The sequence below is a fragment of the Paenibacillus sp. FSL H7-0756 genome (genome assembly GCF_038006765.1).
Lineage (GTDB): Bacteria > Bacillota > Bacilli > Paenibacillales > Paenibacillaceae > Paenibacillus_AQ.
In genome coordinates, this window is the sequence record NZ_JBBOVT010000001.1 from 1,227,024 (window position 1) to 1,241,697 (window position 14,674).

Sequence of the window (14,674 nt, forward strand, 5' to 3'; positions counted from 1 at the left end):
AAACGGGGGAATTACCATGTGGAACAAGTCCAGAACGAAAGCACTGATGCTGTTAACCTCGCTAATGCTGCTCCTGAGCGCCTGCGGTAACAATACGGATGCCGGAAAGGCCGAAGGACAGGGAGCAGAAGGCTCAGGCGAGCTGAAAAAGGTGGTGCTCCGGCTGAAGTGGATTCATCAGGCGCAGTTTGCCGGCTTTTATACCGCAGTGGAAAAAGGCTTCTATAAAGAAGCGGGGCTGGATGTTGAGATCCGCCCGGGGGGCTCGGATTTCCCGGCTGTGCAGATGGTAGCTTCCGGCAGTGAGGAGTTCGGAGTTACCGGTGCCGACCAGGTCGTCATTGCCAGAGAGAAAGGCGTCCCGGTCAAAGCATTGTCTGCGATCTACCGCAAAACCCCGTTCGTCATGTTCGCGCTCAAAGAGTCCGGGATCAAGACAATGGAGGATCTTATCGGGCAAAAGGTAGGCATTAAGCTGGGCGGAAACGAAGAGCTGACCTTCCGTGCCATGGAGAAAAGTGCGGGCATCGAACCTTCGAAAATTGAAGAGATGCCGGTCAAATATGATCTGAGTCCGCTGTTAACCGGTCAGGTCAAGGCTTGGCCCGGATATGTCATTAATGAGGTGCTGGCTGTAGAGGAGCAAGGCAAGGAAGTGAATATTATTGATCCGAACGACTATGGCATCAATTTCTATGCCGATACCTTGTTCACTACGGAGTCTGTTATTAAGAAGGACCCGGAGATGGTCGCAAGCTTCGTGCAGGCATCTATGCAGGGCTGGGATTATGCGGTCAAGCATCCGGAGGAGGCAGCGGAATTCGGTCTGAAATATGGCGAGAAGCTGGATCTGAAGCATGAGGTCAATATGATGAAGGCCAGCATTCCGCTGCTTGATCCGGAGAAGCTTCCGCTGGGCTCAATGGACGAGGCGTCCTGGGAGACATTGCAGAAGAATCTGGTCGAGCTGGGCTTTGTGAAAAAGGAACAGGACATCGGCGGATTGTTCACCAACGAGTTTTTGAAATAAGGAGGGACCCGATAATGACAACAGCGATCAAAGAACAGCTGGATGCTGCCTCCGCGCAGCATCCCGGTACCCGGGAAACGATGCTCTCCCTGCGCAATTGCTCTCTTTCCTTCGGCAACGTGCCTGTGCTGGATCAGGTCAGTCTTGACGTATACCGCAATGAGTTCATTTCGATTCTCGGACCGAGCGGCTGCGGGAAATCTACAACACTCCGGCTGATGCTGCGATTGTTAAGTCCGGAGGCCGGTGGAGAAGTGGCGTATGCCTCCCCGGATCTGTCCCTGGGCATGGTCTTCCAGAAGCCGGTCCTGATGCCGTGGCTCAGTGCGCTGCAGAACGTAATGCTGCCGCTTGAGCTGGGCGAGAAGAAGAAATTCAGCAAAGCCGAGGCACGTGAAAAAGCAGAAAGTGCCCTGCGCCTGGTCGGCCTTCAGGATTATCTGAACCACTTTCCGCATCAGCTCAGCGGCGGGATGCAGCAGCGGGCGGCGATTGCCCGGGCTCTGGCGGCCGATCCGACGGTGCTGCTGATGGATGAGCCGTTCGGCGCGCTGGATGAGCTGACGCGGGAGAAGCTGAATTTCGAGCTGCTGCGGCTGTGGGAGAGCCCGGAGACCAGTCTAAGCAGCATTGTAATGGTTACCCATTCGATTCATGAATCCGCGCTGCTGTCGGACCGGGTCGTGATGATGTCTCCCCGGCCTGCCGGTGTGACGGATATCATTCCGGTGACGCTGCCCTCCCCGCGTGAAGCGGGCATGGAAGAGCTGCCGGAATTCCACCGGATTGTCAAGGAACTGAGAAAGCGGGTGAAGCATCTATGACGGTCAAAATCAAAGACACCCTGTACCCGGTTACGTTTGCGCTCGGCTTCCTGCTGCTGTGGGAGCTGGCTGTACGTCTTCTGGCGGTTCCCATGTATCTGCTGCCTGCACCTACACAGGTAGTCTCGGCTATTAATGGCTCGCTCTGGTCGCATACGCTGGTTACGCTGGGTGAAGCCCTGACCGGGTTCATTCTCGCCAATATCCTCGGCCTGGCTACCGCAGTGATTTTCGTGCATTCCAAGCCGATGGAGAAGGGAATGTTCCCGCTGGCCATTGCCCTTAAGACTACGCCGCTGGTGGCGCTGGCCCCGCTGCTGGTCGTTTGGCTGGGAACCGGATATACCTCGAAGGTAATCGCTTCGATGCTGATCTGCTTTTTCCCGATTCTGGTGAACAGTGTTAAGGGGCTTAAGGCGATTGAATACGAAGCCTGGGAGCTGTTCTCCACCTACAAAGGGACGAAGAGCGAAATCTTCTGGAAGCTGCGGCTGCCGACGAGTCTGCCTTATATCTTCTCTGCCCTCAAAATCTCCACCTCGCTGGCCATCGTCGGTGCCATCGTCGGCGAATTTGTCGGAGCCAATAAGGGACTGGGTTATGTAGTGCTGGTCTCTTCCTATCATATGGATACGCCGGTGATGTTCTCGGCTATTATTGCTTCGGCGCTGTGCGGCCTGCTGTTGTTCTGGTGTATCGGGCTGCTGGAGAAACGGGTTATTTTCTGGACAAGGAGCGATGATCTATGATGAACTGCTCGGTTATCCGAATCCCTGCAGGCGCGCCGCATGATATGTCGGGATTAAGCGCAGCGGTGGAAGCGGGGCTGTTCCGGCCGGAGGAAGTGGTTGCGGTACTGGGGAAGACGGAGGGCAACGGCTGTGTGAATGATTTTACGCGGGGTTATGCGGTTATGGCACTGAAAGGCTTCTTTGCTGAAGCGGCAAAAGGAGGAGCTGCCGATATCTCCTATGTGATGTCCGGCGGTACGGAGGGGGTGCTCAGCCCGCACTTCACAGTTATTAGCCGCAGCGGAGAGGGGGAGCCGGGTGTGGTCGCTGATGGCCTGAAGTCACTCGCCATTGGTGTGGCAAGAACCCGGAGCTTCCGTCCGGAGGAGCTGGGCCGGCTCCCTCAGGCAGACGCCGTGGCGGATGCCGTGACCCGGGCGGTTATGGATGCCGGCATCACCTCACCGGGGGATGTGCATTTTGTGCAGATCAAGTGTCCGCTGCTTACCGCTGAACAGATCTATGAGGCGCACAGCCGTGGGGTATCACTCATTACAGAGGATACTTATAAATCGATGGGCTATTCCAGAGGAGCCTCTGCACTTGGTGCCGGGGTAGCGCTGGGTGAGGTGGATCGTGCCTCTCTACAGGAGGAAGATATCTGCACGGACTGGACTCAATTCAGCGCGGTAGCCTCTACTTCAGCGGGCAGTGAGCTGTCCTGCTGCGAAGTGATTGTGTTCGGGAACTCACTGTCTGCGGACGGCCCGTACCACATCGACCATGCCGTGATGCAGGATGCTGTGGATGGTGCTGCGCTTCAGGGCCTGCTGGACCGGTATCCCGGTGAAGAGCTGGTACAGGTGCTGGCCAAGGCGGAAGCTGATCCCGATGGCGTCATCCGCGGACGCCGCCATATCATGCTGGACGACTCGGATATCAATCATACCCGCCATGCGCGGGCTGTAGTCGGCGGTGTGCTGGCTTATGTCGGCGGCGACCCGATGATCTATGTCTCCGGCGGAGGCGAGCATCAGGGGCCGAAGGGCGGAGGGCCGGTGGCGGCTGTGTTCCGCCGCAGGTAAGATACAACAACATTTTATCCATCATGGGGGAATCGAATATGCATACACAGGAAACGAAAGTGCTGGCAGCAGCAGATATGACATGGGAGCTTATGCCGAATCACATAGAGCTGTATCACCGGGAGATTGTCTCGGCAAAGGAGGCGGACCGCCTGGGCATCCGCATGAGCTCGATTCTGTGGGAGAAGCTGGGGATCGGCGGTCAGGTCTTGCCGCACTATCATGATGTAGTCGAAATCATTCATATTACCGTAGGAGAGGTCAAGCTGCTATGTGACGGGGAGTGGTACAGCTACAGGGCCGGAGATACGTTCCATGTGCCTGCTGGCGTCGTTCATTCTGTCCGGAATACAGGGGATTCTCCTTCGGAGCAGATCAGTATTTTTGTACCTGCGGAGGCGGAGGTGCCGGGGAACAGCTTCTTCGGCACTACACTAATCGAGGATATCTATTCTTCCAAGCTATAGTAAAGGCGGCGGAGCCATGGGCAGCAATGTAATTACCGGTTTGACCTGCAGCGATATTCTGCTGATTCCCGATCTGAAGGAAGCGGCTTTGCTGGCCGGAGCCGGCGGCCTTGGGCGTTATATTAACCGGGTCAATGTGATGGAGGTTCCCGATGTTATTGACTGGGTCCGTCCGGGAGAGTTCCTGATTACGAGCGGCTTCCCCTTTCATAACCGGCCGGAGCTGCTCGCAGAGATTATTCCGCAGCTGGACCAGAAGGGAGTGTCCGCGCTCGGGATCAAAACCAAGCGTTATATCGATGAGATTCCGCCGCGGGCGCTGGAGCTGGCGGATCAGCTGGGCTTTCCGATCTTCGAGCTGCCCGCCTCCACCTCCTTCTCCGATGTGGTCCGCGACATTATGGAGCGGGTGCTGGTGCAGGAGGCGCGGGAGCTCTCGCAGCTGCAGAGCCGGTTCCAGAAGCTGTCGAAGCAGCTTCTCCATGGCGACGGGATTGAGGATTTCCTGCTGACTCTGGACGGGATGCTGCATAATCCGGTCGTCCTGCTGGACGATACCGATCAGCTCTTCTGTTCTCCGCAGGCGGATGCGCTACAGCTGGAGGAGCAGCTTCCGGCCTGGATACAGCTCCGCCAGGAAGGCAGTCTCGGCATTACGTTCCTCACCGTTGGAGAACGGCGTATCCGCGCTTATGTCTCAGCCGTCAATGACAAGGGAGCAGACCAGTGTCTGCTGGTGCTGCTGGAGTGGAACAGCGAGCTGTCGGTAGTGGATCAGTTAACGATTGACAGGGTCGGTGTGCTGGTCGGGCTGGAAATGATCAATGCCGGAGCCCGCCGCGAGGTGGAGCTGAAGTATGTGGATCAGTTCCTGCAGGACTGGATCAGCGGCCGGATTGCCGCTGCCGAGGATCTGAAGCTGCGCGGCGCGGCCTGCGGCTGCCCGCTCCCGGAGCGCCCGCTGCGTGCTGTAACCGCCGGATGGCTGGAGGATAAGCCCGAGCTTAAGCAGCTGCAGCAGGTAGTGAAGCGGGTGCGTGCCCGGGCAGACCTTCAGCATGTGAAGCTCACCATCCTTGAAGGGGAGCTGGTTCTGACCGTGCCGGAGCAGCCGGAGCTTCCGCTGGAGGAGACGCTGGGGCGTCTGCTGGCCGAGATGAACCGGGTGTTTGTCAGCGGGACCTGCGCCTTCTGTATTGGCGATCTTGCGGACGGCCCCGATCAGGTGCGGTTCAGCTATGAATCCTCCCGCAAAATCGCCCGTATCCGCCAAATCAGCGGATACCGCGGATCTTATGTCGATTACCGGAAGCTGGGGGTCTTCCGGCTGCTGTACCATCTGCCCGAGCTGGAGGAGATTACGGAGTACAGGGATCAGTATATTGCTCCGCTGCTGGAGTACGACCGCAAGCATAACGCTTCGCTGCTCCAGACGCTCCAGCTGTATTTCAAGTGCAACCGCAACGTGAAGCGGACCTCCGGGGAGCTATTCACTCATTATAATACGGTCACCTACCGGATTGACCGGGCCTGTGAGCTGCTGGGGCTCGGCCAGGATGACGGTGACGATATGCTGGAGCTGCAGCTTGCGCTGAAGCTGCATGAGATGAGCAAGGGCCGCAGGTCCGGCACCGATACGCAGAGAAGGAGATGAAGCCTGATGACAGCAACAACAGAATGGCCCGTGAAGCTGACTGCCGGTTGGCTGCGGGGGCAGTATTTGAGCGGCACGCTAGACCCGGAGCAGGTCATCCGGGAGATCATCCGCCGTGCTGAGCGGGACAAGGACATGAACATCTGGATTGAACCGCCCGCCGAGGCACAGATCGCTCCCTACCTGGCAGCGCTCAAAGTGCTGAATCCGCAGGAGTATCCCTTGTGGGGCATCCCGTTCGCGGTGAAGGATAACATTGATGTGAGGGGGCTGCCCACGACGGCGGCATGTCCTGAATTCGCTTATCAACCGGATACAGACGCAGCGGTTGTGGCGAGACTGGTGGCTGCAGGGGCGGTCCCGGTCGGCAAAAGCAATCTGGACCAGTTCGCCACCGGACTCGTCGGTGTGCGCAGCCCTTACGGAGAGACGCATAATGCTCTGCGTCCCGAATACATCAGCGGCGGCTCCAGCGCGGGTTCGGCGGTTGCCGTGGCCCGGGGCCAGGCGGTGTTCAGCCTGGGCACCGATACCGCCGGCTCGGGCCGTGTACCGGCTGCGCTGAACGGGCTGGTCGGCTTCAAGCCCAGCCTGGGGGCCTGGCCGGTGCGCGGCGTAGTGCCGGCGTGTGCCAGCCTGGATTGTGTCACCGTATTCGCGCACAATCTGGAGGATGCGCTCACGGTGGACCGCGCAGCACGCGGCTTCGAAGCAGCCGATCCTTGGTCGCGTGCTGTGAAGCGGGCGGCTGCCGCTCTGCCCGGGAAGCTGCTGCTGCCGGAAGCGCCGCTGGACTTCTATGGGCCACATGCGGACGAATACCGCCGGGCCTGGGAACGGGCCGAAGCGGTGGTGCAGGCGCTGGGGCTGCCCGTTGAACGGGTGGATTGCACGTTGTTCTCTGAAGCGGCAGCCATCCTGTATGATGGCCCCTGGGTAGCTGAACGCTGGGCCGATCTGGCCGCATTCGTAGAGAGTCACCGTGATGCTGTGCTGCCGGTAACGGAGTCGATTCTCTCCTCCGGGGCAGCAGAGCGCCACACCGCATCAAGCCTGTTCCAGGCCATGCACCGCCTGCAGCGGTATAAGCGGGAAGCAGAGCTGCTGCTGAGGGATGCGGTGCTGGTACTGCCGACCTGCGGCGGAACCTGGACCCGTGAGCAGGTAGCCGCGAACCCGGTAGGGGCCAACTCCGATATGGGCCGCTACACCAATCACTGCAACCTGCTTGATCTGTCGGCGGTAGCGATCCCTGCCGGAGAAGCGGCGGAGAACCTGCCGTTCGGCATTACCCTGTTCGCTCTGGCGGACAGCGAGCATCTGCTCGATGGAGCCGGAAGACGGCTGTTGGCGGAGGGGGAAGGTGGTGGTGAGAGTGCGGTGAATTCTGCTGGGACTGGGGCTCAACCTCTGGCAGAGTGCCAATCCCTGGAGTCGGAGGGTAGCGCAGGTACTGGTGGCACTGTTGGTACTGCTGGTACTGCTGGTACTGACGTTGGAGTAGGAGTAGGAGCTAGTGCTGGAACTGTTGCTGGAACTGTTGCTGGCGCTGCTACTGGTGCCGATCTACCAGTGTCCGGCATGGTTACACTTGCCGTCTGCGGGCTGCACATGCGCGGCTTCCCGCTGGAGAAGCAGATGCTGGAGCATGGTGCCCGCTTCTGGCAGGAAGCGCGGACCGCTGCCTGTTACGAGTTGGTCAAGCTCCCTACCGTGCCGGCGAAGCCGGGCCTGCTGAGACAGGCGGCAGGGGGAAGCGCAATCGAGCTGGAGCTGTGGCAGATGCCTGTGGAATCGCTGGGTGCATTCGCCACGCTTATCCCGGCTCCGCTGGGCCTGGGCAGGGTGGCGCTTGCCGATGGCCGCGAAGTGACAGGCTTCATCTGCGAAGGCTATGCCGCCGCCGGAGCCGAGAATGTTACAGCCTACGGGGGCTGGAGATATCTGCCTGCCGATTAACTGCGGCTTTCGGCGTTCACCTCTGCGTGCGTTATACTAAGGTGGAATTTGTGTATCCCAGTTCGCGTTAACGTTCCACTTGTAGTAATTAGTTGGATTTTGTACACCTGCTGCCGGATGAATACTGCCTTTGGGAACAGCACATGGATAAACAGCACTTATTTTGCCCGGTTTCAACGGATTAGATAGAATTCGGCGGATTAGATGTACCTTTTCCAACTGCTTCAGCGAAATCGTTTGGTTTGGCTGAATTAGGCGCCTTTTTTCCAACTAATTCCTTGCACGCTGCGATGCCACCCAAGCCACTTCTGATACCTGCTCTCGCTGCTCATGCCACACTAGCTATCCAAGCCACCCCTGCCCCTCGCCTAATCCACTCAAGCCAACCGAGCTACTTTAGCGCGCGACCCATCCACCAAGAAGGAACGGCAACCGCTTCGGCGGCGAGCTGGAGAGCCGGGTGGGTGCAGAGTGGCCGGCATGGATAGAACACAAAAAAAGGACCCTCCCAAGCTTATAGCTTGTGGAAGAGTCCTTTTTGTATGAATTGGATGGCGCGTGCAGGCTGTGCCTTGACATGCTGTGGTGCGGTGGAAAGGGCCGCGTAATCGGCGCGTTCGATCTCTTCAAGAATCCGGTTCAGGTGGGAGAATACCGCACCGAGATCACGGAAGGCCGCGAGCGGGCACTGATCCTGCAGCTGCGAGAACCAGGCGAGCTGCACATCGCGGGCTCTTCTCAGACTCTCGGGGAGTGAACGTCCGCTGCATTCGGCATCCGATAGCGTCCGTGTGCCGTACAGGGCGATACAGTCTGCCGTTGCGGTTACGACCTCCAGCATCCAATCAGCGGCGGCATAATGGGCCGGCAGCAGAGCGATCTCTTCGCTTATGGCTTTGACATAGGAGTGCACCTTGATGAGATGGGTGGTCGACTGTGTCAGCTTGCCAATGTCCTTACGGCACTGGTAATGGGACAGCGTGTAATGCATCTCCTTCTGCAACCGGTCGCTCTTCTTCAGCAGCTCGCCGGAGCGCTCAAGAGCAGCCTTGGCCTGCGCGGCATCCCGGCCGCTTGCAGCAAATCCGGTTAAAGCATCAGATAAGGTCAGGCTGCCCTTCAGCGCCAGGTCCTTGACCTTGACGAAGCTCTTGGGCGGCACGATAATCATATTGATGATTAGGGCAATCAGCACGCCGATCAGCGTCTCGGCGACTCTCCAGACGATATATTGGTCATGATAGAAGGTGAGTGCAAGCACCGAGGTGACGCCGACCTGGGAGACGGCCTGGATATTGATCCGGCAGGCTGTAGCCACCCCAATGCCAATCAGCAGCATCAGTAGAATCGACAGCGCGCCCACATCGAAGAACTTGCCTACGATCAGGCTGACGATGCCGCCAAGGACCACGCCGGTCATGCGGTAGACGCCTTTTTCAAGGGAGGCCTTGACGCTGCTCTGGGTAATCAGAATCGCCGCCAGCGGTGCGAAGTACAGGTAATGGTCCCCGTAGATAATGTGCACGGCCAGCCACGAGAGCGAAGCGGCGAGCGTAATCCGTATCATATATAAGGATAATCCGAACTTTTCAAGGCGCTCTTGTAAGCCCTCGTTCATGTTTGTCATCTTCTTTCATGTAAATAGGAAAAATTTTATGGTTTTCATCCGTTTTCATTATAGCACCTCAAAACAGGCCGGAGGCGGGCAAGATTTTACGAACTTGTTAAGTTTTTGTGCGTGATTTCACAATGTAAGCTATCGCATATATTGCAGGATTCCTTTATGCTATATATATTGAAGTCTGTCGAACCAAGGCAGGAATTGTCGCTTATCCGTGCTGAGCATGCCGCTGCCGGATTGTCTCCCGCAAGAAGCGGGTAAAATAGGTTGTAATACATAAGGTAAGGGAGGTTGTTAGCTATAGCTACCCCGGAAGGCACTATTATTTCTTTTGACCAGGTGATTAAGCAATACGACGACGAAGAGGCTGTACTCAAAGGCGTGAGCTTCGAAATTGAACGCGGTAAATTCTACACGCTGCTGGGCCCTTCGGGCTGCGGAAAAACGACCATTCTGCGTCTAATCGCCGGCTTCGCGGAGCCGACTGAAGGTTCGATCTATCTGAACGGCAAAAAAATCAACCACATTCCCGCCAATGAGCGGCAGGTCAATACAGTGTTTCAGGACTATGCGCTGTTTCCGCATCTGAACGTATTCGAGAATGTGGCGTTTGGACTGCGCATCAAGAAGCTGAAGAAGGATGTAATTCAGCAAAAGGTACAGGAAGCGCTGCGCTTCGTCAACCTGGTCGGCTATGATCAGCGGGCCATTAATGAAATGTCCGGCGGGCAGAGACAGCGTGTCGCCATTGCGCGCGCCATTGTCAATGAACCGCAGGTACTGCTGCTGGACGAGCCGTTATCTGCGCTTGATCTGAAGCTGCGTACCGAGATGCAGTATATTCTGCGGGAGATGCAGCAGCGGCTGGGAATCACCTTCATCTTCGTTACCCATGACCAGGAAGAGGCGCTGGCGATGTCCGACTGGATCTTCGTCATGAACGGCGGCAAAATTGAGCAGAGCGGCACGCCTAATGATATCTACGATGAACCGATTAACCGGTTCGTGGCCGACTTCATCGGAGAGTCGAATATCGTGCCGGCTGTGATGATTGAGGACTATGTGGTTGAATTTAACGGACACCGGTTCGAATGTGTCGATGCCGGTCTGAAGCCGAATGAAGCAGTGGAGGTTGTGATCCGCCCTGAGGATCTGGAGATTGCCACCCTGGAAGCGGGCAAGCTGAAGGTGCGTGTGGATTCCCAGCTGTTCCGCGGGGTTCACTACGAAATCAGCTGCTACGACGGCTCAGGCCATGAATGGCTCGTCCATTCCACCCGTAAGGCTGAGGTTGGCTCCGAGATCGGGCTGTATTTTGACCCGGAAGCGATCCATGTTATGCGTTTCGGTGAAACGGAGGAAGAGTTCGACAAGCGTCTGGAGGCTTACGCCGAGGTGGAGAGCCATGATGAGTAAGGGGAAGTCGTATTATCTCATCCCGTACTATCTGTGGATCGCACTGTTTGTCATTGCGCCGGTGCTGCTGGTGGTCTACTATTCCCTGTTCGATCTGGAGGGGAAGCTGACGCTGAATAACTACGTCAATTTCTTCACACCGGTCTATATGAGAATGATGCTGAATTCATTCTGGTACGCTTTTCTGATCACGGTGTTCTCGCTCCTGGTGGCGTATCCGGCCGCTTATCTGCTGACGCGAACGAAGCACAAGCAGCTGTGGCTGCTGCTGATTATTCTGCCGACCTGGATCAATCTGCTGCTCAAAACATATGCTTTCATCGGGATCTTCGGTACCTTCGGCCCGGTCAATAACTTCTTTGATCTGGTGGGTCTGGGCGAGCAGCAGATTCTGTTTACAGGCTTCAGTTTTGTGTTTGTGTCGGTCTATATTTTCATTCCATTCATGATTCTGCCGATCTTCAGTGCGCTGGATGAGATGAATCTGTCGCTGGTGGATGCCGCGCGCGATCTGGGCGCATCGGGATGGACAACGTTCCGGCGGGTGGTTTTTCCGCTGACGATCTCGGGTGTACGCTCCGGCTGTATGGCAGTGTTCATTCCGGCGCTGTCGCTGTTCATGATTACGCGTCTGATTGCCGGGAACCGGGTGATTACGCTCGGCACCGCGATTGAGCAGCACTTCCTGGTCACACAGGACTGGGGGATGGGCTCGACCGTTGCGGTGTTCCTGATCGCGATTATGGCGCTGTTCATGATTCTGACCGGCGGCTCGCGGAAGGGGGTGCGCGGATGAAGAACAGACGCAGGGTTAAGAACCAGAACGGCATCGCGAATATCTATCTGGTGCTGGTCTTCCTGGTGCTGTACGCGCCAATCTTCTATCTGATGTACTACTCGTTCAACAGCGGCGGCACCATGCACAAGTTCGAAGGCTTCACGCTGGATTATTACCGTGAAGTGGTTGCGGATACCCGGCTGATGATTATTGTGATTAACACATTGGTCATTGCCCTCCTGTCATCGGCTATTGCGACCATAATAGCGGTGATCGGTGCGCTGGCAATTCATCATGTCCGCAGCCGCCGGGCCAAGAACACGCTGCTCTCGCTGAACAATGTGCTGATTGTCAGCCCGGATGTCATTATCGGAGCCTCCTTCCTGATCCTGTTCACAATTGTCGGGATCAAGCTGGGCTTTACCTCCGTGCTGCTCTCGCATGTGGCGTTCAGCATTCCGATTGCGGTCATTATGATCCTGCCGCATTTGCAGGAGATGAGCCCGACCTTAACGGATGCCGCCCGCGATCTCGGGGCTACGCGCCGGGATGTGCTCACAAAGGTCATTCTGCCGATCATCAAGCCGGGAATCTTCAGCGGATTCTTCATGGCCCTGACCTATTCCCTGGATGATTTCGCAGTTACTTTCTTCGTCACGGGCAATGGCTATTCCACCCTGTCGGTGGAGATCTATTCCCGCGCCCGGCAAGGGGTCTCGTTATCGATTAATGCGCTATCCACGCTGATTTTTCTCTTCACGATTCTGCTGGTCATCGGGTATTACTACCTGAATCAGCGCAAGAGCCGCCCACCGGTACAGATTGCCGAGCCGGTAGCCGAAGCGGGGGTGCCTAGATGAAGCAGCTAGTCAATACGTTCCTGGCGATTCTGATCGTTGCCTTCGGACTGATGTTCCTGGCCTCCCGGTTGAATTCAGCCCAGGGCTATTCGGGCGGCAACACGTTGACCATCTATAACTGGGGCGACTATGTGGACCCCGATCTGCTGAAGCAGTTCCAAGAGGAGACTGGAATTACAGTCATCTACCAGACATTCGATTCCAATGAAGCGATGCTGACCAAGGTCGAGCAGGGCGGCACCATCTTCGATGTTGTCATCCCGTCTGACTATGCGATTGCCAAGATGCGGGAAGAGAATCTGCTGCTGCCGCTGGATCACAGCAAGCTGCCGAATCTCGCTAACATCGATTCCAAGTTCATGAATCTGTCCTTCGATCCCGGTAACAAGTATTCGGTTCCTTATTTCTGGGGGACGGTGGGGATCATCTTCAACCCCGACATGACGAAGGGGATTGATTTCAGCAGCTGGGATTCCCTGTGGGACAAGCGGCTGAAGAATAACATCTTCCTCGTGGACGGAGCCCGTGAGGTCATGGGTATGGCGCTGAACAGCCTGCACTACTCCGTCAACGACACGAAGGAGGAACATTTGCAAGAGGCGCTCGCCAAGCTGAACAAGCTGTCTCCGAATGTGAAGGCCATTGTAGGTGACGAGGTCAAAATGCTGCTCGCGAACGAAGAAGCGGCAGTCGGTATTGTCTGGTCCGGCGACGCTTCGGAGATCATGGATGACAACGACAAGCTGGACTTCGTTGTGCCGGAGGAAGGCTCGAACAAATGGTTCGACAACATGGTCATTCCGCGCACCGCAGGCAATGTCGAGGGCGCTCATAAGTTTATCAACTTCATGCTGCGGCCGGAAGTCGCCGCACAGAATGCAGAATACGTCGGTTATTCCACGCCGAACGTGCCTGCGCTGAAGCTGCTGCCGGAGGACATCTCCGGCGACGAACGCTTCTACCCGCCCGCCGAGCTCACCGACCGGCTGGAGGTCTACGACAACCTTGGCAAGCGGATGCTTGCCCACTATAATGAGCTGTTCCTAATGTTTAAGATGAATAAGAAGTAGCCGGCAGGCTGTAGGCCTGCTGAGAATCCCCCGTTTGTGCTTATGCGCAGGCGGGGGGTTTTTGGTTACCAGGGGGAGGCGCTGGGGAGGATATTTTGATTGAGGATAAGAACCGGTCTGCTCGGGCTTGTGGAGTAATTAGCCTTGGTGGAGTCGAGTTATAGTACAGCGGAAGCGGGAAATAGATGGATTTTATCCACTTGCTGATAAGTATTAAAGGGTTCTGGCCGAGAGAGTTGGAAAAACAGCACTTAAATTTCCTCAGATCGCTCCATAGCGGCAAAACCAAGAGTAGTAGATGCTGTTTTTCCACTTGCTTCCGGTTATTCCACAGGAAGCGAGAAATTAAGATGCGATTTTCCAATTATTTGCCGCAGACTAATTAAAATACTCCAGTACGCCGCGCTTCAACTCATATCGTGCGGTTCGTTCCTGATTGCGGGTGGGAACCGGTAGGAGCCAGCCTTTGTCAACTAGACTATGCAACGTCCGGACGGCGGTCCTGTAATCGATGGAGAAATGCTGCTTCACATCCTGCGGACGGATGGGCCGGGCCAGATGAACAGTTAGCCTGATTACCTCCTGCTCTATGAGCTGTACACGCGATACTGGGTTTGCCGCAGGCTGATACCTGCCCAGCACCATCCTCAGCAAAGTCATGCAAAGCTCGGGACGCTGTTCAACATCATCGTACGCGAATGAAATTACATGATAGCCCATAGCATACAGGAAGGTTTCGCGGTTCAGCTCGCCGCAGTATTTGTTGCGGTCCATATCTCGGACATGCGAAGCATAGCCTTTGATTTCGATCAGCAGCTTCACGTACCCTGGTAACCAGGCGAAGTCGGCAAAATAAGATCGTCCCCGCCAGTCCATCACCTCATACTCCGGGTGAAGTCCGGTAAAATGTCCCCGCAAAGGCCACCATACATTCATCAGGAACAGCACCTCGGCATGCCGATGCCCCCTTTCCAAGCGTGCTCTTCGTTCCCCCTCAGGTCTGCTGTTCAAGTGTCCGCTGATAAACTGTTCATGCGCTTCTTCAAAAGTCATGCTCCTCATCCTCTCCGGAAAATAGAAAACGCCCCGGCTTCCCCACAAAGGGCAACCGGGACGTTCTTCGTCTCGCTGATTTTAAGTATAGGGTAAATTTGGAGGCTTGACTAGATATGGAGCGAG

Annotated in this window: 13 protein-coding genes; 11 read left to right on the forward strand and 2 right to left on the reverse strand. The window is 56.4% G+C overall.

Features of this window, described 5'->3' with window-relative positions; genetic code table 11:
• Nucleotides 1-16 precede the first annotated feature (16 nt).
• Genes NST04_RS05500 through NST04_RS05530 form a run of 7 tightly spaced genes read left to right on the forward strand, consistent with a single transcriptional unit; the run spans nucleotide 17 to nucleotide 7,750 of the window.
• The gene (locus NST04_RS05500; protein WP_341183477.1) at nucleotides 17-1,030 is read left to right on the forward strand and encodes an ABC transporter substrate-binding protein; all 1,014 of its coding nucleotides are present in this window, start codon (nucleotides 17-19) and stop codon (nucleotides 1,028-1,030) included.
• Between the two features lie 14 nt (nucleotides 1,031-1,044).
• Nucleotides 1,045-1,854, forward strand: coding sequence for an ABC transporter ATP-binding protein (locus tag NST04_RS05505; RefSeq protein ID WP_341183478.1), 810 nt, complete (start codon nucleotides 1,045-1,047; stop codon nucleotides 1,852-1,854).
• Nucleotides 1,851-2,603, forward strand: coding sequence for an ABC transporter permease (locus NST04_RS05510; RefSeq protein WP_341183479.1), 753 nt, complete (start codon nucleotides 1,851-1,853; stop codon nucleotides 2,601-2,603). The genes NST04_RS05505 and NST04_RS05510 overlap by 4 nt, the downstream gene beginning before the upstream one ends.
• Complete coding sequence (locus NST04_RS05515; protein WP_341183480.1) at nucleotides 2,600-3,670, forward strand: ring-opening amidohydrolase; 1,071 nt, start codon at nucleotides 2,600-2,602, stop codon at nucleotides 3,668-3,670. The genes NST04_RS05510 and NST04_RS05515 overlap by 4 nt, the downstream gene beginning before the upstream one ends.
• Before the next feature lie 38 nt (nucleotides 3,671-3,708).
• Nucleotides 3,709-4,137 carry a cupin domain-containing protein gene (locus tag NST04_RS05520; RefSeq protein ID WP_341183481.1) on the forward strand — a complete coding sequence of 143 codons (429 nt, stop codon included), beginning with the start codon at nucleotides 3,709-3,711 and terminating at the stop codon, nucleotides 4,135-4,137.
• A 16-nt stretch (nucleotides 4,138-4,153) separates the two neighbouring features.
• Nucleotides 4,154-5,791, forward strand: coding sequence for a PucR family transcriptional regulator (locus NST04_RS05525; RefSeq protein WP_341183482.1), 1,638 nt, complete (start codon nucleotides 4,154-4,156; stop codon nucleotides 5,789-5,791).
• 6 nt (nucleotides 5,792-5,797) lie between these two features.
• Entirely contained in the window at nucleotides 5,798-7,750 is a 1,953-nt protein-coding gene (locus tag NST04_RS05530; RefSeq protein ID WP_341183483.1) for an allophanate hydrolase, read from the forward strand.
• Between the two features lie 514 nt (nucleotides 7,751-8,264).
• Here the strand turns inward: NST04_RS05530 and NST04_RS05535 are convergent.
• A complete protein-coding gene (locus tag NST04_RS05535) occupies nucleotides 8,265-9,368 on the reverse strand; it encodes an FUSC family protein (protein WP_341183484.1) in 1,104 nt (367 codons plus the stop codon).
• A gap of 294 nt (nucleotides 9,369-9,662) precedes the next feature.
• Here NST04_RS05535 and NST04_RS05540 point away from each other — a divergent pair, with 294 nt between their 5' ends.
• From NST04_RS05540 to NST04_RS05555, 4 genes are read left to right on the forward strand one after another with little or no spacing between them, the layout of a single operon-like run.
• Nucleotides 9,663-10,787 (forward strand): ABC transporter ATP-binding protein, encoded by a 1,125-nt coding sequence (locus NST04_RS05540; protein ID WP_341183485.1) that lies wholly within the window; start codon nucleotides 9,663-9,665, stop codon nucleotides 10,785-10,787.
• Nucleotides 10,777-11,583 (forward strand): ABC transporter permease, encoded by an 807-nt coding sequence (locus tag NST04_RS05545; protein ID WP_036692036.1) that lies wholly within the window; start codon nucleotides 10,777-10,779, stop codon nucleotides 11,581-11,583. Before NST04_RS05540 ends, NST04_RS05545 begins: the two co-directional genes overlap by 11 nt.
• Nucleotides 11,580-12,425, forward strand: a complete 846-nt coding sequence (locus NST04_RS05550; protein WP_341183486.1) for an ABC transporter permease — start codon at nucleotides 11,580-11,582, stop codon at nucleotides 12,423-12,425. The genes NST04_RS05545 and NST04_RS05550 overlap by 4 nt, the downstream gene beginning before the upstream one ends.
• Entirely contained in the window at nucleotides 12,422-13,495 is a 1,074-nt protein-coding gene (locus tag NST04_RS05555; protein ID WP_341183487.1) for an ABC transporter substrate-binding protein, read from the forward strand. Before NST04_RS05550 ends, NST04_RS05555 begins: the two co-directional genes overlap by 4 nt.
• Before the next feature lie 378 nt (nucleotides 13,496-13,873).
• Here the strand turns inward: NST04_RS05555 and NST04_RS05560 are convergent, their stop codons facing one another.
• The gene (locus tag NST04_RS05560) at nucleotides 13,874-14,548 is read right to left on the reverse strand and encodes a hypothetical protein (RefSeq protein WP_341183488.1); all 675 of its coding nucleotides are present in this window, start codon (nucleotides 14,546-14,548) and stop codon (nucleotides 13,874-13,876) included.
• Nucleotides 14,549-14,674 lie beyond the last annotated feature (126 nt).